Here is an 18,672-nt window from a genome sequence, read left to right as displayed (position 1 = left end):
GCGCCTCCTTCGATCGGGGGTGAGTGGTCGGAGCGAGCCTAGAGGCTCGTCCGAGCGCTCAGATCAGCATGTCCTCCGAACGGTGGAGGATCAGCCGGGCGGGGCCGAGGTGGAGGACGCCGTTGCCCAGCGGAGCGGTCCGCACGCCGCCGCGCCGTCGCAGCGCCTTGTGAGCGCCGGGGGCGAGCGCGACGTCGAGCCACGCGCAGGGGTTCGCCGGCCGGCCGCCCTGGAACTCGATCCGCTGGTTGTCCTGCTCGAGCGCGAAGGTGCGGCCGGCGAGCGCGTCGACGTCGGCTCCGCGCAGGGTGATGTTGCGGCGTGCATCCGCCGGGTCGAACGGCGCCGTCCGCAGCTCGGCGGCCGCGTGCTCGAGCGACTCGATCGCGAACAGGGTGATCGCGGCGGTGCGGTGGGCCCGCTGCGCGAAGTAGCGGTCGCCGACGATGCCGAGCCCGGCGCGGATCTCGATCCGATCGGGCTGCTCGTTGCCCTCGAACGGGATCGCCCCGTCGGCGGGCCGGCCCTCGTAGCGGTGGAGCGGCGACACGACGAACCGCACGATCTCGATCGAGGCGGCTTCCATGCGCTCCACGCTACGCGGGCTCGACCCGCGGAGGCTGGTGAAGGAACCCCGAACCGTCGAGACAGCCAGGTGCAGCGGGACGTCTCGACGGTCCGGGGTTCCCTCGAGCATCGGGGGCCGCCCCAGGTCGGCCACGGCTCCGGGCACCGCGCGTAGCCTGAACGCGACGCGGGAGGTGCCGGGCGGATGCACGACGAGACGGAGCGCGCCCGCGTCCAGCGCCGCACGCTGATCGTGGTCGTCGTCGGGCAGGTGCTCGGCGGGGCGGGCCTGGCGGCCGGAGCGACCGTCGGCGCGCTGCTCGCGCAGGACCTCTTCGGCGGCGAGGGGCTCGCGGGCCTGTCGACAGCGCTCCTCACGCTCGGATCGGCGCTCGCCGCGTTCCTCGTCGGGCGCACGGCGCAGCGCCGCGGCCGTCGGCTCGGACTCGGGCTCGGCTTCGCCGCGGGCGGGCTCGGCGCGGTGGGCGTGGTCGTCGCGGCGGCCACCGGCAGCGCCGCCCTGCTGTTCGCCTCGCTCGTCGTCTACGGCGCGGGCAGCGCCACCAACCTCCAGGCCCGCTACGCCGCGACCGACCTCGCCCTGCCCTCGCACCGCGGCCGCGCGATCAGCACCGCGCTGGTCTCGACGACGCTCGGAGCGGTCGCCGCCCCGGCCGTCGTGGAGCCCCTCGGCGTCGTCGCGACCGGCCTCGGGCTGCCGGCGCTCGCGGGGCCGTTCCTGCTCGCCGCGGCGGCCTACCTCTCGGCGGGCGCCGCCCTCCTCCTGCTCCTGCGGCCCGACCCGCTCCTGCTCGCCCGCCGCCTCGGCGCGACGGCGGCGCCCGTCGCGGCGGCACCGGTGCGGCGAGGGGCGGCGCCCGTGGGGGCGACGGTGATGGTGCTCACGCAGATCGCCATGGTCGCGATCATGACGATGACCCCGGTGCACATGCTCGCCCACGATCACGCCCTCGGCGACGTGGGGCTGGTCATCGGGATCCACATCGGAGCGATGTACCTGCCGTCGCTCGTCACCGGTCCGCTGGTCGACCGCGTCGGTCCCACGGCCGTGGCGGGCGCCTCGGGGATCGTGCTCCTCGGGGCCGGAGCGATCGCCGCGCTCGCGCCCGGCGACTCCCTCGCCCTGCTGATCACCGCGCTCGCGCTGCTCGGGCTGGGCTGGAACCTCGGACTGATCTCGGGCACCGCCCTCGTCGTCGAGGGCACCTCGCCGGCGGACCGGGCCCGGGTGCAGGGGTCGCTGGACGTGCTGGTCGCCCTGTCCGGGGCGGGCGCGGGAGCCGCCTCCGGAGCGGTCGTCGCGAGCTCGGACTTCGCGGTGCTGAGCCTGGGCGGCGGCCTGCTGGCGCTGCTGCTGATCCCGGTGCTGGTGGTGGCGCGGATGCGCCGGAACGCGGTGTGAGGGAGGCGTGTTCTGTACAAAAGAATGTCGAGGACGTACGATCCGGGTATGTCGACCGTTTCCGTCTCCGAAGCACGCGCTCGTTTCTCCGAGGTCCTCGAGCAGTCCCGTCTCGAGGCCGTGATCCTCGCGCGGCACGGCCGGCCGGAGGCGGTGGTGGTCAGCCCGGAGCAGTACGAGCGGATGCGGGACGCGCTGGAGGAGCTCGAGGACGTCAGGGCCTTCGATGAGGCGCTCGCAGAGGAGGGCGAGAACATCCCCTGGGCCCAGGCCAAGGCCGACCTGGGCTGGGGATGAGCCGCTACCGGATCGAGCTGCGGCCGGCCGCAGTGAAGACGTTGCGCGGGATCGACGCGAGGGACCGCACGCGGTTGCAGGGGGTGATCGCACTGCTCGGCGAGGATCCTCGACCGCCGGGTGCACGAGCGCTCCAGGGGCGTCCCGGCCTGCGGGTCCGCGTGGGTGACTACAGAATCCTCTACACGGTCGACGACGGCGTGCTCGTCGTCGTGGTCGTCACGGTCGGGCATCGCCGCGACGTGTACGAGCACTGATCCACGACGCGGAGCCTCTTCCCCTCCGGCGCACGGCGCCCCTACTCTGAGCCGCGAACCCGACCTCCGGAGGCTCCCGTGTCCCTCGTCCGCGTGCACAACTTCTCGATCTCGCTCGACGGCTTCGGCGCGGGGGAGGGCCAGACGCTCGAGGCCCCCTTCGGTCACGCCGGCCACCGGCTGATGGGCTGGGCGATGGGCACCCGGACCTTCCGCGACATGGGGCTACCCGGCGACGGACCGGGCTCGCGCGGGGTGGACGACGCGTTCGCGAGCGCCTGGGGTGAGGGGATCGGCGCCGAGATCATGGGCCGGAACAAGTTCGGTCCCCAGCGCGGACCGTGGGAGGACGAGCAGTGGCGCGGCTGGTGGGGCGAGGATCCGGTCTTCCGCACGCCGGTCGTCGTCCTGACGCACCATCCGCGGCCGACCCTCGAGATGGCGGGCGGTACGAGCTTCCACTTCGTCGACGCCGATCCGGCGACCGCCCTCGCGACGGCGCGGGAGCTGGCGGGCGGCGGCGACGTGCGGATCGGCGGCGGCGTCGCGACCGTGCGGCAGTTCCTCGAGGCGGATCTGATCGACCACCTCCACGTGGTGGTCGTGCCGATCGTGCTCGGCCGGGGCGAGCGGCTCTGGGACGGACTCGAGGGCCTGGAGGAGCGCTACTCGGTCGAGGCGACGCCCTCGCCGTCCGGAGTGGTGCACCTCCTCCTGACGCGGCGACCGCGCTAGCGGGACGGGCCGGATCCGACCCGCGCGACTACGCTGGGAAGCCACATGGCATCCGACAGCGAGTACCCCGTCACCCTGACCGACCCCCTCGAGGAGCGCCTGCGCGCCCAGGTCGCCCGCCAGGGCGAGCAGACCGTGGCCCTGCGCTCCGCGTCGCTGCTGACGGGCGGGTACGAGGGCGAGTCGTTCCTCCTGACCGTCGGCGGCGAGCACGCCGACGGCGTGCTGAAGGGCGCGCCGTCGCTGTACTGGCCGGAGCTCTGGGGTGCTCGCGCCCTGCTCTACGTGTGGGACGAGCAGGCGGCCGACGCCGTCGTCGCGGGGCTCTCGAACGCGTCGTGGCGGGTCCGCGAGATGTGCGCGCGGGTCTGCGCCGAGCGGATCCTCGGCGGCCAGAAGAAGCTGTCGCGGCTGACCACCGACGAGCACGCCCGCGTGCGGAGTGCCGGGGCGCGCGCGCTGGTCGCCGTCGCGATCGCGGGCATCGGCTCCGGACGCGACGAGAAGGGCGAGTTCGCGGCCAGCGTGGAGCAGACGCTGACCGCGATGCTGCGCGACCCCGACCGCGACGTCCGCCGCGCGGTGCAGCAGTCGCTCGAGACGCTGCGCGCAGCGCGCGCCTGACCAGCGGAGTCAGCTCACCCGCTCCGGCACGGCCTCGCGGACGACGGCCGCGGAGTCGGCGAGCAGCTGCTCCCCGCCCGCGACCTTCGTGAGGACGAGCGCCTCCGGAGCGACCGCCAGGAACTCCGCGAGGACCACGGGGTCCAGCAGGCCCGCGCCGAAGCCCTCTCGCGCCGCGCGGGCGGTGCGGACGGGGAGGTGCGCGTCGCTGAACGCCGGGCCCAGTCGCGTGGCGACGTCGGACGCTCCGGACACCCCGAGGGCGACGAGCGTCCCGGCGTCCCTCGCTCGTCGCGCGTGCTCGAGCGGTCCGTCGAGGCGGCGGGTCTCGAGCCAGGAGCGGCCCCAGTTGATCGCGGTGCCGAGGCCGTGGCGAGCGGCCTCCTCGAGCTCGGTGCCGAGATCGAGGAAGCCCTTCACCGGGTCGGGGCCCTCGAGGGAGTCGCAGTGCTCGACGACGAGCCGCACCCCGTCGGGGTTCCTCCGCGACACGTCGTCGAGACTCCGGGCGAAGGCGGCCCGCGCGGCGGAAGAGTCCGAAGTGCCGGTGGGCGCCGAGTGGACCAGCACGGAGTCGATCACGAGGCGCCCCTCGCGATCGTTCACCGCCGCCGCGGCCGCGAGCGCTCGGCGGGTCAGCGCGACGGCCGCGCCCCGCCGCGCCTCGTCCGCGCTCGCCAGGCCGACGCCGCCCTCGAGGACCGCCGGCAGCAGGGTGAGCACGTGCCTCCCCGAGCGCGCCAGCAGTCGCAGCATCGCCTCCTCCTCCGGGACGAAGGCGCTGCCGAACGGGATCTCGAACCCGGAGCACCCGGTGACGAGCGCGATCCGCTCGTGGAACGCGTCGAAGGCCGCCGCGTCGAGCCGGGCCCGCTCCGGCGCCGACGGGTAGGCCCCGACGATCACCTAGCGCGCGCCGTCCACCCGCGCCGACGCGGGCAGGGCGAGGTCGTGGATGTAGGCGGCGAGGTCGAGCAGCGGCTGCCCCTCGTGTGGTCCTATACCCTCCGGCTTCCACCGGCTGATCGGTTCGATCATGAGCCGGGAGCTGTGGCGGAGGTAGTACTTGGCCGAGGTGGGGTAGCGCGAGTTGATCGTGTGCTCGGCCACCGTCAGGAGGCGCTGCACGGCGACGGCGTCCTCCGAAGGCTGGTCGTCGTAGTGCTCGCAGAGCCACGCCACGTGCTCGGGGTAGATGTTGGCGGCGTAGCCGCTGAGCCCCGCCGCGCCGAGGCGGAGCGAGTCGGTCAGCGAGGAGATCTGCGCGTTGTAGAGCTTCATCGGCGTGCCCGCGATCGCCCTCAGCCGCTCCTCCATGGTCGCGAGCGAGTGCGAGGTGTCCTTGTAGAAGACGAAGCGCCCGGTGCCGGCCATCCAGGCCACGTTCTCGGTCGAGGGCAGCCGCTTGAAGGGCACCGGGCACTCGTAGATGCCGAACCTCGTCTCGGGGACGGCGTCGAGGATGTGCTGCACCGTGGCGCGCCACTCCTCCTCGGTGGTGGTGAGCCCGCCGACGAGGGAGGAGATGAGGACGACCGCGTCGACCCCGGTCGCGGCCATCGCCGCCGCCGACGCCGCCTGCTCGTCGGGCGTTCCGGAGGAGACGGAGGAGGCGACCACGGGCACCCGGCCGGCCGACCGGTCGACGACGCGGCGCGCGAGGGCGAGCCGCTCCTCCTCGGTCAGGTCGTACATCTCGCTCGAGAGCGCGACGGTGAAGATGCCGGCGGCGCCGTTGTCGATGAGCCAGTCGGTCAGGGCGTCGACCTGCTCGAAGTCGAGGGAGCGGTCGGGACGGAACGGGGTGAGCATCACAGGCCAGCCTCCGTCGGGCAGGGTCGCTCCGGCGGTCGTCGTGGTCGTCGGGGTGTCGGTGCTGGTCATGTCGGTCCTTGTCTGTGGAAGGGTCGGTGCGGAGGGGCGTCAGCCCTTGAGCGAGCCGCTCACCAGGTCCAGGCGCCAGTAGCGCTGCAGGAACAGGAAGAGCGCGATGAGGGGGATCGTCGAGATCAGGCAGCCCATGATCACGACGTTGTAGGTGTTGGGCTGGTCGTTCCCCTGGTTCATCAGCGAGTAGAAGCCCACCGTCAGAGGGAAGGTCTCGGTGCGCGAGAGCATGATGAACGGCAGAAGGAAGTTGTTCCAGATGCCGACGAAATGCAGCAGGAACACGGTGATCAGGCCCGGCACCATCGGGTAGACCGCGATCCGCGAGAAGATCCGCCACTCGCTCGCGCCGTCGATCCGGCCCGCCTCGAGCATCTCGGTGGGCACCACCGCGGTCGCGTAGATCCGGCACAGGTAGATGCTGAACGGGCTGATCATGCAGGGCAGCAGCACCGACCAATAGGTCCCGGCGATCCCGATCGAGGAGAGCAGCAGGTACTGCGGGATCGCGAGGATAACCCCGGGGATGAGGACGCCGATCAGCAGGAAGTCGAACACCAGCTTCTTGCCGCGGAACGAGTACTTCGCGAGGCCGTATCCGGCGAGGGCCGAGACGACGGTGCCGAGCAGCCCGCCGCCTCCGGCGAAGATCAGGCTGTTGAGGCACCACGACCAGAACGCGCCGTCGCCGACTCCGAGCAGCAGAGCGAAGTTCTCCTGGAACCCGCCGGTGAAGCTCGGCGCGAGCGAGAAGGTCGTGAACAGCTCGCCCGAGCGCTTCGTCGCGGCGGTGAAGAGCCAGACGACGGGGAGGAGGCAGTAGCCGGCTCCGATCAGCAGGACGGCGGTGGGCCAGAACGCGGCGCGCGGCCGGGTGACGGTCGGTCCGCGGCGGCGCGCGCGGACGGACTGCGCGGCGTGCCCGGGATCCTCGACGACGGGAGGCAGCTTCGTGAGGGTGTCGGTCATGATCAGTCTTCTCCGAAGGCGCGCGTCTGCAGGAACCGCAGCAGGCCGAGCGAGGCGATGAGGGTGAGGAGGGTGACCACGACCGACGTCGCGGACGCCGAGAACAGGTCGTTCGTGACGAAGGCGTCGCGGTAGATCAGCATCATCGGCACCCAGTCCGAGCCGATCACCGTGGTGAGGGTCACGAGCGTGTTCGGCTCCGAGAACACCTGCAGCGCGCCGATGATCGAGAACAGGCCGGTCATGATGACGCCCGGGACGATCAGCGGCAGCTTGATGCGCAGGGCGAGCTGCCACTCCGAGCAGCCGTCGATCCGGGCGGCGTCGTAGATCTCGGAGGGGAGGCCTCGCAGTGAGGTGTAGAGGATCACCATGTTGAAGCCGACGGAGCCCCAGATCGCGATGTTCGCGACCGAGAGGAAGACGGAGTCGGGGCCGAGGAAGACCGGCGCGGGAAGGCCGAGGGCGCTCGCCGCGTCGACGAAGGGGCTCACTCCCGGCAGGTAGAGGAACCCCCACATCAGCGCGGCGATCACGCCCGGCACCGCGTACGGCACGAAGATCGCGATCCGCGAGAAGCGGCCGAAGCGGGTCGAGAGGTTGTCGAGCAGGAGCGCGAAGACGAGCGCGAGGATCATCGTGACCGGCACCGAGAGCAGCGCGTAGGTCAGCATCCGGCCGAAGCCGGCCCAGAGGGCGGGGTCCGACAGGGTGCGCGCGTAGTTGTCGAAGCCGACGAACGTCTCGCGCTTGACTCCGAGGCCGCTGCCGCTGACCGTGCTGCCGCGGAAGCTGAGCCAGACCGTGTAGAGCAGCGGGAGGGCGAGGAGCCCGACGGCGAGGAGCACTGCGGGGGCCACGAAGAGCCAGGGCGCGGCTCGCGGGGCGAGGGTCGAGGGGCGCCCGGGGGAGGGCGCGGTCGTGGTCGTCATGGGAACCTCACTGTTCGAGACGGACGGACGGGGCCCCGCGGCGCGCGGGACCCCGGGGCGCTACTCCGCGACGTCGTAGCCGGACTTCTCGAGGTCGGCGACGGTCGCCTCCTGGACGCTCGCGAGGGCCTCCGTGAAGTCGCCCTTCTCGTTGACCGCGGCGCTGAAGGCGTTGGTGAAGGCGTCGTAGGCGACCGAGACGTTGGGGCCCCAGGTCACCGACGCGGTCATCCGGTCGATCTCGTCGGCGGTCGCGTAGAAATCGGTCTGCTCGGGCAGCAGGGCCGGGGCCTGCTGCAGCTCGGGGAGCTCTCGACCGGCGAGGGAGGCCGGCCAGATGCTGGCGTACTCGATGTACGCCTCGAGGGCCTCGGTCGAGGTGTTGAGCCAGAGCGCGAACTCGCGGGCCTGCTCCGGGTGGTCGGAGCCGGTGGTGACGATCGTGCCGCTGCCGCCCAGGACGCCCGAGCTCGGGTCCGACGGGGTCCACTGCGGGATCGGCACCGCGGCCCACTTCCCGATCGTGTCGGGCGCGTTGTTTTGCAGCAGCGGAGGGGTCCAGACCGCGCCGAGCCAGCTGGCCAGGGTGCCGTCGGCGAGGGCGGCCTGCCACTCCGGGGTGAAGGTCTTGAACGTCGCGAGACTGCCGTCGTCGACGAGGCCCTGCCAGTAGTCGGCGACCTTCTGCGAGGCGGGGTCGTCGATGGCGACGGTCCAGGTGCCGTCCTCCTGGCTCCACCACTCGGCGCCGGCCTGCTGGCTGAGACCGGCGAACAGCTGCGCGTCGTTCGCGGGGAACGTCGCGAGGTACTTCGTCGGATCGGCGGCGTGCAGCGCGCGGGCGGCGTCGGCGTACTCGTCCCAGGTGGTCGGGGCGGTGAGGCCGTTCGCCTCGAAGATGTCGGTGCGGTAGTAGAGGAACATCGGTGCGGTGCCCTGCGGGACGGCGTAGTTCACGCCGTCGAAAGTCGTGAGGTCCCAGGCGGGTCCGGCGGTCTCGTCCTCACGGTCGCCCATGATCGAGGTGACGTCGGAGGCGATCTCGCTGGTGATCAGGTTCGGCAGGTTCTCGTAGGTGGTGTTCGAGAGGTCGGGGAGGGTGCCGGCCTGCTTCGCGGCGCTGAGCTTCGCGACGATCTCCGCCCCGCCGGTCGAGGTGTTGACCTTCACCTGGGTGTCGGGGTTGGCCTGGTTCCAGACGTCGACGATCTTCTCGATGTTGGGCGCCCACGACCAGTACTCGAGGGTGACGGGGCCGTCGGCGGAGGCGTCGCTCTCGGCGGCCGACTCGGTCGTGCCGGAGCAGCCGGCGAGGAGGGCGGCGGAGGCGAGGGCGGCCACTGCCGCGAGGGACCTGGGGAACTTCTTCGTTCTCATCGGAGTCTTCATCCTGACGTCGATCCTCTGCGGCTCTGCAGAGGGTGATCGGGTCGCCGTCCCGGGATTCGTTACCGGTAACGAAGTGTGCGACAGCATCACAGTAGGGCGGCCGGGCATCCGCCGCAAGAGGTGTTTCGTTACCGCTCACTATTCGAGGACGGGTCGATCCGATCCTGCGCTCAGACCGACGGCGGGGGACCGCGTCAGGCGGGAGGTGCCGTCGACGTCCGCACGACGAGCTCCGGCACCGGGTACTCCACCGTCTCGGTCGGCGCCGACCCCTCGACCATCGCGATCAGCGAGAGGACCGCCGCGCGGCCCATGCCCTCGAAGTCCTGCCGGATCGTGGTGAGGGGCGGATGGAAGAACTCGGCCTCTGCGATGTCGTCGAACCCCACGACGCTGACGTCCTCCGGGATGCGCCGCCCTGTCTCGTGCAGGCGGAGGAGGAGCCCGAGCGCCATGCGGTCGTTCGCCGCGACGACCGCCGTGACCTCGGGATCGGCGACGAGAGCGGGCGTCACGGAGTAGCCGGACCGGGACGACCAGTCGCCGTGCACGAGCGGCAGGGCGGGCAGGCCTGCCTCGGCCATCGACTCCTCGTAGGCGCGGGCGCGGTCCTGTGCCGAGATCCACCGCTCGGGGCCGGCGAGATGGGCGATGCGGCGGTGCCCGAGCCCGAGCAGGTGGGATACGGCGAGCCGGGTGCCGACGGCGGAGGCGCCGCTCGCGCGCGGACCGCCCCGGTCGATGTGCACCGGGATCGGCAGGTCGAGCGTGCGGAGGGCCTCGCCCACCTCGTCCGTGGGCGCCGTGGCGAGGATCCCCTCGAGGTCCCGGCTGCCGAGCGCGTCCAGTGCGTCGCGGAGCTCGGCGGGGTCGGAGGTGTCGACGCTGATGATGTCGAGGGAGTAGCCGACGCGGCGGGCGGCCTCGCTCGCTCCCTGCATCGTCTTGCCGGGAGCGGTTCCGGCGAGCTCGTGCACCAGGGCGCCGAGGCGGTGGGTGCGCCGGGTGGCGAGGGAGCGCGCGGTGGTGTTCGTCCGGTAGTTCAGCGCGTGCAGGGCCTCCTCGACCCGGATGCGGTTGGCGGGGCGGATGCCGCCCGTTCCGGTGAGGAATCGCGAGACGGTCTGGTGCGAGACCCCCGCCCTGCGGGCGACGTCGTAGATGGTCGCCGCCCGTGCAGGTCTGTCCGACATCCCCGCCTCCGTCCTCGTCGATCCGTCTGCGGCAACGATAGGGGAGCGTCGCAGTGGGGGCAGCGTGGGCCGGCGCCGCCCCTCCGCGAGCAGCCTCAAAACAGAACTGTATGGTACAGTTCTGTTCGTGCAGCCTCCCGTGTCCGCCTATTCGCTCCGCCGCGCGGACGCGGTGCTCGAGGCGACGCTGGACGTTCTCGCCGAGGTCGGCTTCGCCCGCCTGACCGTCGACATGATCGCGACGAGGGCGCACGCGTCCAAGGCCACCATCTACCGGCGCTGGGCGACGAAGACCGAGCTGGTGCGCGCCGCCGCCGCGCTGGTCGAGGTCGAGACGATCCCGGCCGAGGTCGACGCCGACGCCGCCGAGGCACTGCGCGCCGTCCTCGAGAGCCTGCGGTCGATGACCGTCGGCCGGCTGGGCCGCCTCGTCACCGCGCTGACCACCGCGGCGGTCGACGACCCCGACATCCGCGCCACGGTGCACGAGGAGCTCGTCGTGCCGCTGCACCGCGGCACCGCGGCGGCCCTCGACGAACTGCGCGACGCCGGAGTGGTCGACGCGCACGCCGACACCGCGCTGGCCGCGCAGGCGCTGATCGCGCTGACGGTCGACCGCGCCGTCGCCACGGGCACCGCGGCGACCCCGGCCGAGCTCGAGGCGCTGCTCGCGGCGTGGGTGCTGCCGGTGCTGGCGCCGGCCGCGACGGGACGACGGACGAAGGGGCCGACGGCCGGACCCGGATAGCAGGAGCACCGCTCCCGCATCCCCGTCACCCTCTCCCGTCAGGAACACCTGTGCCCACGCCCTCCCGCGCGCCCGAAAGCGCGCGCCGCACTCCTCGTCGGGGCCGCCCCGGCCTCACCCTCGCCGCCGTCTCGTTCGGCCTCTTCATGGTCGGACTCGACGGCACCGTCGTCTCGATCGCCAACCCCGCCATCGCCGCCTCGCTCGGCACCTCGTTCGCCGAGCTGCAGTGGATCACCAACGCGTACCTGCTCGGCCTCGCGGTGTTCCTCATCCTGGGCGGCACGCTCGGCGACCGCTTCGGCCGCCGCCGCATGTACCTGATCGGCGTCGCCGCCTTCGCCGTCACCTCGGTCGCCATCGGCCTGGTCGGGTCGGCGGAGGGGGTCATCGCCTTCCGCGCCCTCCAGGGGCTGAGCGCCGCGCTGCTCATGCCGCAGACGCTCGCCCTGCTGCGCTCGACCTTCCCGAAGGAGAAGTTCGGCATGGCGGTGGGCATCTGGGGCGGCGTCTCGTCGGTCGCCATCGCGGCGGGCCCGATCGTCGGAGGGGCGCTCGTCGCGCTCTTCGGCTGGGAGTCGGTCTTCTTCATCAACGCCCCGATCGCCGTCGTCGGCCTGATCCTCGGCGGCAGCGTGCTGGCGGAGTCGACCGCCCCGACCCGCGGGCGCTTCGACGTCGCCGGCGTGGCCCTGCTCGCCCTCGGCCTCTTCGGCCTCGTGCTGGGCGTCGTCCAGTCGGAGTCGTGGGGCTGGACGAGCCCGCTGACGCTCGGCGCGATCGCGCTCGGGCTGGTGCTGCTCGCGGCCTTCGTCGTGGTCGAGAACCGCGTCGGGACGCCCCTGGTGCCGATGTCGCTGTTCCGCAACCCGACGCTCTCGGTCGGAGCCGTCGCCATCGCCGTCAACTTCTTCGCCCTGTTCGGAGCGACGTTCTTCCTGTCGCTGTTCCTGCTCAACCTGCGCGGCGTCGCGGGCGTGCAGGCCGGCGTGATGCTCCTGCCGCTCAGCGGGGTGTCGATCATCGCGTCGCCGCTCGGAGCGATGCTGGTCGCGAAGTGGGGCATCCGGCCCACGATGACGACGGGGCTCGGCCTGATCGCCGTGTCGATGCTCGGACTGACCTTCCTCACGACCGACTCGGCCTACCTCGCGATGGCCGTGCCGTTCGTGCTGCTCGCCCTCGGCGTCGGCCTGGTCATGACCTCCGGAGCCGACGCGATCGTCGGCAGCGCACCCGTCCGCCTGGCCGGCGTCGCGGGCGGGCTCCAGGCCACGTCGCTGCAGCTCGGCGGTGCGCTCGGCACCTCCGTCTTCGCCGCGGTCGTCGCAGCGGCCGCGAGTGCCGGCACCAGCGGGCTCGGGCTCTCGGAGTCGGCCCGCGAGGGCGTCGCGCAGGGGCTCGTCCCCGCCGGCGCCGCGCCGGACGTGGCGGCCGCGGCCGCCGACGCGTTCCTGGGCGGGCTGCACACCGCGTTCCTCGCCGCCGCGGTGGTCGCGGCGATCGCCGCGGTGCTCGCCCTGGTCTTCGTCCGCTCCAGCACCCCGCATCACGACGGGGCGACGGTGCTCGAGGAGGTCGCCGCGGGCACGGCGGCCTGACGACGGCGAGGGCTCCCGTCGCGGGAGCCCCCGCTCAGCCGCCGACGCTCGAGCCGAAGCCCGACTTCCCCGTGCTGCCGAAGCCGCCCGAGAGGGTCTGCTTGGAGCCGACCGTCGCTCCGGCCGGCGCCTTCTGCACGACGTCGGGCTGCGTCGCTCCGCGCGCCGCGAATCCGCCGCTCGTGACGGGCGCCCAGCTGGTCGCGCGGGTCGAGTTCCACCGCGACGACGCGAAGATGAGCGGCCCGAGCCAGAAGCCGCCGGCGTAGTGGCCGCGGTACTCGTCGGTCGCCTCGCAGAGCTGCTCCGGATCGTCGGCCACCGTCTCGCCCTCGGCCTGCAGCTTCGCGATCTGCTCGCGGACGTCGGCCAGGCAGTCCTCGCGGCTGGCGTAGACCGGGCGCTCGGCGTTCTCGGGGATCACGTAGTCCTCGCCGTCGGCGCCGGTGGTCACGACGCCGTCGGACGACGGATCGCCCGCGCTCAGCGCGACGGCCAAGCCGATCGCCCCGACCGCGACGACTCCGCCGATGATGAGGCCGCGGCGCTTGGAGGCGATGCCGCTGATGCCCACGTCGGCGGAGCGGCGCCGGTCGGTGCGGACGGCGCTGTCGTCGTCCTCGGTGGCGGCGTCGCGGGGGCGGTTCTCGGGGTCGGTCATCGGGTCTCCTCGTCCTGCGGGCGGTCGTCGCGGGCGTCGTGCGGGCGGGTCGGCTCGGGACTGCCGAAGGCGGGATCGCTCCGCCCGCCCTCGATGTAGTGGGGCACGAACTCGGCGAGATCGCCCGTGATCAGGCCGCTCGTCTCGCGCACGTCGATCCCGGCGGGGGTCTCGCCGACGATCCAGCTGCCGATCACGACCGTCTTGCCGTCGAGGCGGGCGAGCTCGGCGCGCGCCTGGTGGATGAAGCCCTCCTCGCCGTAGACGCCGCCGTTCTCGGCGACGACCGCGCCGTCGGCGTCGAGGACCGTGACGTTCGCGCCCTCCCGGCCGAGCCGGGGCTTGCGCACCTGGGCGGTGCCGACGAGCGGCTCGGCGGAGGCGGGGAGCAGGTTCGGGTGCCCGCGGAACATCTCCCAGAGCACGACGAGCAGCTGCTTGTTGCTGAGCAGGAGCTTCCACGCGGGCTCGACCCAGCGCGTGCGCTCGCGCCGGTCGAGCAGGAGCCCGCCGAACTGCTCGCCGAGCATCCACTCCCACGGGTAGAGCTTGAAGATGCGCCGGATCGGCTCGCCGTCGGCGTCGACGAAGCCCGCGCCGTCGAGCTCGTAGCGGATGTCCTCGACGAAGATCAGCTTGGGGTCGAAGCCCGCCTGCGCCGCCGTCTCGGCCATGTACGCGACGGTGTCGGCGTCCTCCACGATCAGCTCGCCGTCGCCGGAGTCGCGGAGCGACGCGAGGTGCAGCCGGGCGCCCTCGTCGAGCGTCCAGCGCTCGAGCCGGAGGTGGCGCCACTGCTCGACGAGCTGCTCGTGCAGGCTGTTGAACTGGTCGGCATCGGGCCCGTGCACGTCGATCAGCCACTGCCACTGGGCGGCGGCCGTCTCGACGAGCGAGGTCGGGGTGTCGGCGTTGAACTCGAGGAGCTTCACCGCGCCGCGGTCGTCGTAGGCGAGGTCGAAGCGGCCGTAGACGGTGGGGTCGTCCTCGTCCCAGGAGGTGCGGACCAGCTCGTGGAACCGCTCCGGGATGCCGAACTCGGCGAAGCGCCCCTCGCGCACGACCTTCTCGCACGCCTCCATGCAGAGGTCGAACAGCTCCTTCGTGACGCCCTCGAGCAGGTCGATCTCGGCCGGGGCGAAGCTGTAGGCCGCGAGCTCGTTCCAGTAGGGCCGGCCGCCCTCGGACGGCAGGTTGTAGAAGCTGAAACCGACCTCGTCGAGGCGGGCGCGCCACTCCGGACGCGGGGTCGAGGTGTGTCTGCGCATGGTGTCTCGTCAGTGTACGTCCGGGTTCCGACACCGGGCAGGGGGTTCCCGTGCGGTGCGGAGGCGCTCCACGGGGCAGACTCGACGGGAGCACGACGCAGGGGTGCGCTGGGCACCGCCCGAGCCCCCCGACGCCGTCGTCGGATCCGACCGGAAGGCAGTCCATGACCACCGCACCCCGCATCGCTCCGCTCGACGGGCTCCGCGTGCTCGAGCTGGGCAACTTCATCGCCGCTCCGACCGCGGGCCGGCTGCTGGCCGACTTCGGCGCCGAGGTGATCAAGGTCGAGCGGCCGGGCACCGGCGACGAGCTGCGCAAGTGGCGCCTGCACGCGGGCTCGACCACGTCGATGCTGTTCCACACCATCAACCGCAACAAGAAGTCGATCACCCTCGATCTGCGCACGGAGGAGGGCCGCGACGCCGTCCGCCGGCTGGCCGCCGAGTGCGACGTGGTGCTCGAGAACTTCCGGCCCGGCACCCTCGAGCGCTGGGGGATCGGGCCCGACGTGCTGAACGAGGCGAACCCCGAGCTCGTGATCGGCCGGATCTCGGCGTTCGGGCAGACCGGACCGCTGTCGGAGCGCCCCGGGTTCGCCGCGGTGGCGGAGGCGATGGGCGGGTTCCGCGAGCTCGTCGGCGACCCCGACCGCCCGCCCGTGCGCGTCGGCGTCTCGATCGGCGACTCCATCGCCGGCCTTTACGCGGGGTACGGAGTGATGATGGCGCTCTTCCAGCGCGAGACGCGGCGGGCGGCGGGCCTGGGCCCTGCGCCGCTCGAGGAGCGGGTGATCGACGTGGCCCTGAACGAGGCGATGTTCTCGATGATGGAGTCGCTGATCCCCGACTACCAGGCCCACGGCATCGTCCGCGAGCGCGTCGGCGGGCGGATGGAGGGCATCGCGCCCACCAATGCGTACACGTGCTCCGACGGGTCGAGCATCGTGATCGCCGGCAACGGCGACGCGATCTTCCAGCGCCTGATGGAGATCATCGGGCGCGAGGACCTCGCCGCCGACGAGGGGCTGGTCTCGAACGACCTGCGCTGGAAGCGCCGCGACGAGCTCGACGCCGCGATCGGCGCGTGGACGGCGACCCGCACCTCTGCAGAGGCGCTCGCGGTCCTCGATGAGAGCGGCGTCCCCTCCGGCCCCATCTACACGGCGGCCGACATCAGCGCGAGCGAGCAGTACGCCGCGCGCGACATGATCCAGAAGTTCGACGTCGACACGGGCGCCGGCACGATCGAGGACGTCGGCTTCCCCGGCGTCGTCCCCGTGCTCGGCGGCCGATCGCTGCCGATCCGCACACTCGCCCCCGAGCTGGGGCACGACACCGAGGAGGTCCTGGCGATGCTCCAGGGCGCGACCCCCACCACCCGCGCCGCCGAGGCGGACGCCCGATGAGCGCGCGACTGCGCGACGTGACCCTGCGCGACGGACTGCAGCTCACGGGCCGGATGCTGTCGACCGAGCGCAAGGTGGGCCTCGCCCGCGCGCTCCTCGCCGCCGGGGTGCCCGAGCTCGAGATCGGCTCGATGGCCCGCGGCGACGTGGTGCCTCCGATGGCGAACACGCTCGAGGTGATCGCGGCGCTGACCCCCGAGGAGCTCGAGCGGAGCTGGGTGTGGGTCGCGACTCCGCGGCACATCGAGAAGGCCGCGGCGGCCGGGGCGCGCAACTTCCAGTACTGCTTCTCGGCCTCCGACTCGCACAACCGCGCGAACATCGGCCGCCCCACCGAGGCGAGCCTGGACGCGATGCCGGAGGCGGTCGCGCTCGCCCACGGCGTCGGCGGGCGCATCCAGCTCTGCATCGCCACGTCCTTCACCTGCCCGTTCGAGGGGGCGGTGCCGGAGGAGCGCGTCCTCGCGATCGCGAACGACCCCCGGGCCGAGGGCGCCGAGGACGTCGTGATCTGCGACACCCTCGGTCAGGCGCATCCGGGGCAGGTCGCATCGCTCGTCGCGCGGGTCGCCGCCGAGACCCCGCCCCGCGAGATCGTGTTCCACGGCCACGACACCTGGGGCTCGGGCGTCGCCAACGCGCTGGCCGCCGTGCAGGCGGGCGCCTCGGTCGTCGACGGAGCGCTCGGCGGACTCGGGGGCTGCCCGTTCGCGCCGGGTGCGAGCGGCAACACCGCCTCCGAGGACCTCCTCTTCGCGATGCGACCGGAGTGGCTCGACACCGCGGCGTTCGCGGCGCTGGTCCGTCAGTCGGAGAGCCTGCTGGGGGAGCTCGGCGAGCCGAACCGGTCGAAGGCGCGGCAGGGTGCGCGGTCGCCCGCGAAGGCGTTCCCGTGGGTGCTGGCGGACTGAGGACCGCAAGCCCCAGTCCCGAGCAGTCGGAAGAGCGCTACTGTAATTGATCAGCTAGCTGATCGATCGAGGAGCGACATGTCCGCCGTAGAGACCCCCACCCGCGCCGACCGGATCCGGCAGACGGTCGTCGCCGTCAGCGCCGTCCTGGCGCTCGTCGGCTCCTTCCTCGGCTCCGGCGCCGCCGGAGGCACGCAGATCGCCGACGCCGCCGGCGGCGCGCTCAGCGCCTCCTCGACCCCGGTCGCTCCCGACGGCCCCGCCTTCGCGATCTGGAGTGTCATCTACGCCGGACTGATCGCCTACGCGATCTGGCAGTTCCTCCCGTCGCAGGCGGCGCGCACCCGCCACCGCCGCCTCGGCTACTGGGCCGCGGCGAGCCTCCTCCTGAACGCCGCATGGATCCTGGTCGTGCAGGCCGGACTGCTCGTGCTCAGCGTCGTCGTGATCGTCCTCCTGCTCGCGGTCCTCGCGCGGATCTTCGTCCTGCTGCGCACGACGCGCACCTCCGGGAGGGTCGACGCGGTCGTCACCGACGGCACCTTCGGCCTCTACCTCGGCTGGGTCTGCGTCGCGACCGTCGCCAACGTCACAGCGGCGCTCGTGGGCTCCGGCGTAGGCAGTGCGGACGGCCCGGGCGCGGACGTCTGGGCGGTCGTCGTGCTGGCGGTCGCCGGACTCATCGGGCTGCTGCTCGCCGTCGCCGGACGCGGGCGCATCGCACCGATGCTCTCGCTGTGCTGGGGCCTCGCCTGGGTCGCCGTCGGGCGCTTCGGCGGCGAGCTCGTCTCGATCCCGGCGGGCATCGCGGCGCTGGTCGCGGCGGGAGTGGTGATCGTCGTGACCGTGGCGATCCGTGCGGCCGCGGGACGGCGCGAGCAGCGCGCTCCGAGCGCGGTCTGACGAGCGACCGTCCTCGACGACCGCGGTCCCGCCGGGACCGGAGGCGCCCCTGCCCGTCCGGGTGCGGCGCCGAAGCGCGCACCCGGGCCCGTGCTCAGGCGCCGCTCAGCGAGGCGAGGACGGCGGAGTAGGTGCCGTCGGCCACCGCGTCGCGCAGGGGTCGCGCGTTCTGCACGACCAGTTCCGACGCGGAGGGGTCGGCCTCCAGCAGCCCGAGCAGCTCCGTGAGGAAGTCGTCCAGGGGCAGGGCGTGCTCGTTCGGGCCGAAGAGGTCGGTCTGCACTCCCGGCGGCACGATCTCGACCACCTGGACGCCGGACTCCGCGAGCTGCACGCGCAGCGCGTCCGTGAACGAGTGCAGGGCGGCCTTGGTCGCGCTGTAGGTCGGCGTCGTCGGGAACGGCACGAACGCGAGCGCCGAGGTGACGTTCAGGACGGCCGCTCCCTCCTTGCCGAGCAGCGTCGGCAGGAACGCGTAGGTCGCGCGGATGGTGCCGAGGAGGTTGACGGCGATGTGGTCCTCGGCGACGCGGACGTCGGCCGGATCCAGGACGCTCTCCTGGCGCATGATCCCGGCGTTGTTGATGAGGACGTTCAGCTCGGGGTGGTCCGCCTCGATGCTCGCCTTCGCTCGAGCGAGGGAGTCGGTGTCGGAGACGTCCAGCTCGATCCCGTGGATCCCGGGGTGCTCGGCCGTGATCGCGTCCAGGAGCGCGGTGCGACGTCCGGCGACGATGACCGTGTTGCCGCTCTCGTGCAGGCGGAGGGCGAGGCCGAGGCCGATCCCCGAGGTGCCGCCGGTGATCAGGATGGTGTTTCCAGTGAGGTTCATGTGAGCTCCAGGTGTCGTGTCGGTGGTTCAGTGCGAGCCCGGACGACGCTAGGCGCCGCTCGGCCTCGG

At 72.7% G+C, this 18,672-nt stretch carries 20 protein-coding genes; 10 read left to right on the top strand and 10 right to left on the bottom strand.

Going from position 1 to position 18,672, the window contains the following annotated elements:
* Positions 1-58: 58 nt before the first annotated feature.
* The gene (locus C1I63_RS01970) at positions 59-586 is read right to left on the bottom strand and encodes an MOSC domain-containing protein (RefSeq protein WP_107573570.1); all 528 of its coding nucleotides are present in this window, start codon (positions 584-586) and stop codon (positions 59-61) included.
* A 186-nt stretch (positions 587-772) separates the two neighbouring features.
* Between C1I63_RS01970 and C1I63_RS01965 the strand changes: the two genes are divergently transcribed.
* The 5 genes from C1I63_RS01965 (at position 773) to C1I63_RS01945 (ending at position 3,903) form a co-directional block, all read left to right on the top strand.
* On the top strand, positions 773-1,990 hold the full coding sequence (locus C1I63_RS01965) for an MFS transporter (protein ID WP_107573569.1): 1,218 nt from the start codon (positions 773-775) through the stop codon (positions 1,988-1,990).
* 48 nt (positions 1,991-2,038) lie between these two features.
* Positions 2,039-2,287, top strand: a complete 249-nt coding sequence (locus C1I63_RS01960; RefSeq protein ID WP_055789909.1) for a type II toxin-antitoxin system Phd/YefM family antitoxin — start codon at positions 2,039-2,041, stop codon at positions 2,285-2,287.
* On the top strand, positions 2,284-2,544 hold the full coding sequence (locus tag C1I63_RS01955; protein WP_107573568.1) for a type II toxin-antitoxin system RelE family toxin: 261 nt from the start codon (positions 2,284-2,286) through the stop codon (positions 2,542-2,544). The genes C1I63_RS01960 and C1I63_RS01955 overlap by 4 nt, the downstream gene beginning before the upstream one ends.
* A 78-nt stretch (positions 2,545-2,622) precedes the next feature.
* Positions 2,623-3,279, top strand: a complete 657-nt coding sequence (locus C1I63_RS01950) for a dihydrofolate reductase family protein (RefSeq protein WP_107573567.1) — start codon at positions 2,623-2,625, stop codon at positions 3,277-3,279.
* A 45-nt stretch (positions 3,280-3,324) separates the two neighbouring features.
* Positions 3,325-3,903: a HEAT repeat domain-containing protein gene (locus C1I63_RS01945; RefSeq protein WP_230673212.1), complete on the top strand. Its 579-nt coding sequence runs from the start codon at positions 3,325-3,327 to the stop codon at positions 3,901-3,903.
* Between the two features lie 9 nt (positions 3,904-3,912).
* Here the strand turns inward: C1I63_RS01945 and C1I63_RS01940 are convergent, their stop codons facing one another.
* The 6 genes from C1I63_RS01940 to C1I63_RS01915 all read right to left on the bottom strand — a co-directional run bounded on the left by C1I63_RS01940 (position 3,913) and on the right by C1I63_RS01915 (position 10,273).
* The gene (locus tag C1I63_RS01940) at positions 3,913-4,809 is read right to left on the bottom strand and encodes a DUF4862 family protein (RefSeq protein ID WP_107573566.1); all 897 of its coding nucleotides are present in this window, start codon (positions 4,807-4,809) and stop codon (positions 3,913-3,915) included.
* Positions 4,810-5,787 carry a dihydrodipicolinate synthase family protein gene (locus C1I63_RS01935; RefSeq protein WP_107573565.1) on the bottom strand — a complete coding sequence of 326 codons (978 nt, stop codon included), beginning with the start codon at positions 5,785-5,787 and terminating at the stop codon, positions 4,810-4,812.
* 39 nt (positions 5,788-5,826) lie between these two features.
* Positions 5,827-6,759, bottom strand: coding sequence for a carbohydrate ABC transporter permease (locus C1I63_RS01930; protein WP_107573564.1), 933 nt, complete (start codon positions 6,757-6,759; stop codon positions 5,827-5,829).
* Between the two features lie 2 nt (positions 6,760-6,761).
* On the bottom strand, positions 6,762-7,691 hold the full coding sequence (locus C1I63_RS01925) for a carbohydrate ABC transporter permease (protein WP_056868246.1): 930 nt from the start codon (positions 7,689-7,691) through the stop codon (positions 6,762-6,764).
* A 60-nt stretch (positions 7,692-7,751) separates the two neighbouring features.
* Positions 7,752-9,068, bottom strand: coding sequence for an ABC transporter substrate-binding protein (locus C1I63_RS01920; protein ID WP_170116290.1), 1,317 nt, complete (start codon positions 9,066-9,068; stop codon positions 7,752-7,754).
* A gap of 206 nt (positions 9,069-9,274) precedes the next feature.
* A complete protein-coding gene (locus C1I63_RS01915) occupies positions 9,275-10,273 on the bottom strand; it encodes a LacI family DNA-binding transcriptional regulator (RefSeq protein WP_107573562.1) in 999 nt (332 codons plus the stop codon).
* Between the two features lie 127 nt (positions 10,274-10,400).
* Between C1I63_RS01915 and C1I63_RS01910 the strand changes: the two genes are divergently transcribed.
* Both C1I63_RS01910 and C1I63_RS01905 read left to right on the top strand, forming a co-directional pair.
* Complete coding sequence (locus C1I63_RS01910; RefSeq protein ID WP_244906951.1) at positions 10,401-11,021, top strand: TetR/AcrR family transcriptional regulator; 621 nt, start codon at positions 10,401-10,403, stop codon at positions 11,019-11,021.
* Positions 11,022-11,071: 50 nt separating this feature from the next.
* Positions 11,072-12,622: an MFS transporter gene (locus C1I63_RS01905; RefSeq protein WP_211315547.1), complete on the top strand. Its 1,551-nt coding sequence runs from the start codon at positions 11,072-11,074 to the stop codon at positions 12,620-12,622.
* Between the two features lie 34 nt (positions 12,623-12,656).
* Here the strand turns inward: C1I63_RS01905 and C1I63_RS01900 are convergent, their stop codons facing one another.
* Both C1I63_RS01900 and C1I63_RS01895 read right to left on the bottom strand, forming a co-directional pair.
* Entirely contained in the window at positions 12,657-13,283 is a 627-nt protein-coding gene (locus C1I63_RS01900; RefSeq protein WP_055789924.1) for a hypothetical protein, read from the bottom strand.
* Positions 13,280-14,551: a glutathionylspermidine synthase family protein gene (locus tag C1I63_RS01895; protein ID WP_107573560.1), complete on the bottom strand. Its 1,272-nt coding sequence runs from the start codon at positions 14,549-14,551 to the stop codon at positions 13,280-13,282. The genes C1I63_RS01900 and C1I63_RS01895 overlap by 4 nt, the downstream gene beginning before the upstream one ends.
* A gap of 164 nt (positions 14,552-14,715) precedes the next feature.
* Between C1I63_RS01895 and C1I63_RS01890 the strand changes: the two genes are divergently transcribed.
* From C1I63_RS01890 to C1I63_RS01880, 3 genes are all read left to right on the top strand, one after another.
* Complete coding sequence (locus C1I63_RS01890) at positions 14,716-15,957, top strand: CaiB/BaiF CoA transferase family protein (RefSeq protein ID WP_107573559.1); 1,242 nt, start codon at positions 14,716-14,718, stop codon at positions 15,955-15,957.
* On the top strand, positions 15,954-16,868 hold the full coding sequence (locus tag C1I63_RS01885) for a beta/alpha barrel domain-containing protein (RefSeq protein WP_107573558.1): 915 nt from the start codon (positions 15,954-15,956) through the stop codon (positions 16,866-16,868). The genes C1I63_RS01890 and C1I63_RS01885 overlap by 4 nt, the downstream gene beginning before the upstream one ends.
* 78 nt (positions 16,869-16,946) lie before the next feature.
* Positions 16,947-17,771 carry a tryptophan-rich sensory protein gene (locus tag C1I63_RS01880; protein WP_107573557.1) on the top strand — a complete coding sequence of 275 codons (825 nt, stop codon included), beginning with the start codon at positions 16,947-16,949 and terminating at the stop codon, positions 17,769-17,771.
* A 94-nt stretch (positions 17,772-17,865) separates the two neighbouring features.
* Here the strand turns inward: C1I63_RS01880 and C1I63_RS01875 are convergent, their stop codons facing one another.
* The gene (locus C1I63_RS01875; protein ID WP_107573556.1) at positions 17,866-18,603 is read right to left on the bottom strand and encodes an SDR family oxidoreductase; all 738 of its coding nucleotides are present in this window, start codon (positions 18,601-18,603) and stop codon (positions 17,866-17,868) included.
* Positions 18,604-18,672 lie beyond the last annotated feature (69 nt).

This window comes from Rathayibacter caricis DSM 15933, assembly GCF_003044275.1.
Taxonomy (GTDB): Bacteria; Actinomycetota; Actinomycetes; order Actinomycetales; family Microbacteriaceae; genus Rathayibacter; species Rathayibacter caricis.
Note: the sequence above shows the minus strand (reverse complement) of the source record. Positions and strands in the feature narration are given on the sequence as shown.

Excerpts from the sequence above, each read along its gene's own strand:
- C1I63_RS01970 (WP_107573570.1), bottom strand. The coding sequence starts at position 586 with ATGGAAGCCGCCTCGATCGAGATCGTGCGGTTCGTCGTGTCGCCGCTC.
- C1I63_RS01965 (WP_107573569.1), top strand. The coding sequence starts at position 773 with ATGCACGACGAGACGGAGCGCGCCCGCGTCCAGCGCCGCACGCTGATC.
- C1I63_RS01960 (WP_055789909.1), top strand. The coding sequence starts at position 2,039 with ATGTCGACCGTTTCCGTCTCCGAAGCACGCGCTCGTTTCTCCGAGGTC.
- C1I63_RS01955 (WP_107573568.1), top strand. The coding sequence starts at position 2,284 with ATGAGCCGCTACCGGATCGAGCTGCGGCCGGCCGCAGTGAAGACGTTG.
- C1I63_RS01945 (WP_230673212.1), top strand. The coding sequence starts at position 3,325 with ATGGCATCCGACAGCGAGTACCCCGTCACCCTGACCGACCCCCTCGAG.
- C1I63_RS01935 (WP_107573565.1), bottom strand. The coding sequence starts at position 5,787 with ATGACCAGCACCGACACCCCGACGACCACGACGACCGCCGGAGCGACC.
- C1I63_RS01930 (WP_107573564.1), bottom strand. The coding sequence starts at position 6,759 with ATGACCGACACCCTCACGAAGCTGCCTCCCGTCGTCGAGGATCCCGGG.
- C1I63_RS01925 (WP_056868246.1), bottom strand. The coding sequence starts at position 7,691 with ATGACGACCACGACCGCGCCCTCCCCCGGGCGCCCCTCGACCCTCGCC.
- C1I63_RS01920 (WP_170116290.1), bottom strand. The coding sequence starts at position 9,068 with ATGAGAACGAAGAAGTTCCCCAGGTCCCTCGCGGCAGTGGCCGCCCTC.
- C1I63_RS01915 (WP_107573562.1), bottom strand. The coding sequence starts at position 10,273 with ATGTCGGACAGACCTGCACGGGCGGCGACCATCTACGACGTCGCCCGC.
- C1I63_RS01900 (WP_055789924.1), bottom strand. The coding sequence starts at position 13,283 with ATGACCGACCCCGAGAACCGCCCCCGCGACGCCGCCACCGAGGACGAC.
- C1I63_RS01895 (WP_107573560.1), bottom strand. The coding sequence starts at position 14,551 with ATGCGCAGACACACCTCGACCCCGCGTCCGGAGTGGCGCGCCCGCCTC.
- C1I63_RS01890 (WP_107573559.1), top strand. The coding sequence starts at position 14,716 with ATGACCACCGCACCCCGCATCGCTCCGCTCGACGGGCTCCGCGTGCTC.
- C1I63_RS01885 (WP_107573558.1), top strand. The coding sequence starts at position 15,954 with ATGAGCGCGCGACTGCGCGACGTGACCCTGCGCGACGGACTGCAGCTC.
- C1I63_RS01880 (WP_107573557.1), top strand. The coding sequence starts at position 16,947 with ATGTCCGCCGTAGAGACCCCCACCCGCGCCGACCGGATCCGGCAGACG.
- C1I63_RS01875 (WP_107573556.1), bottom strand. The coding sequence starts at position 18,603 with ATGAACCTCACTGGAAACACCATCCTGATCACCGGCGGCACCTCGGGG.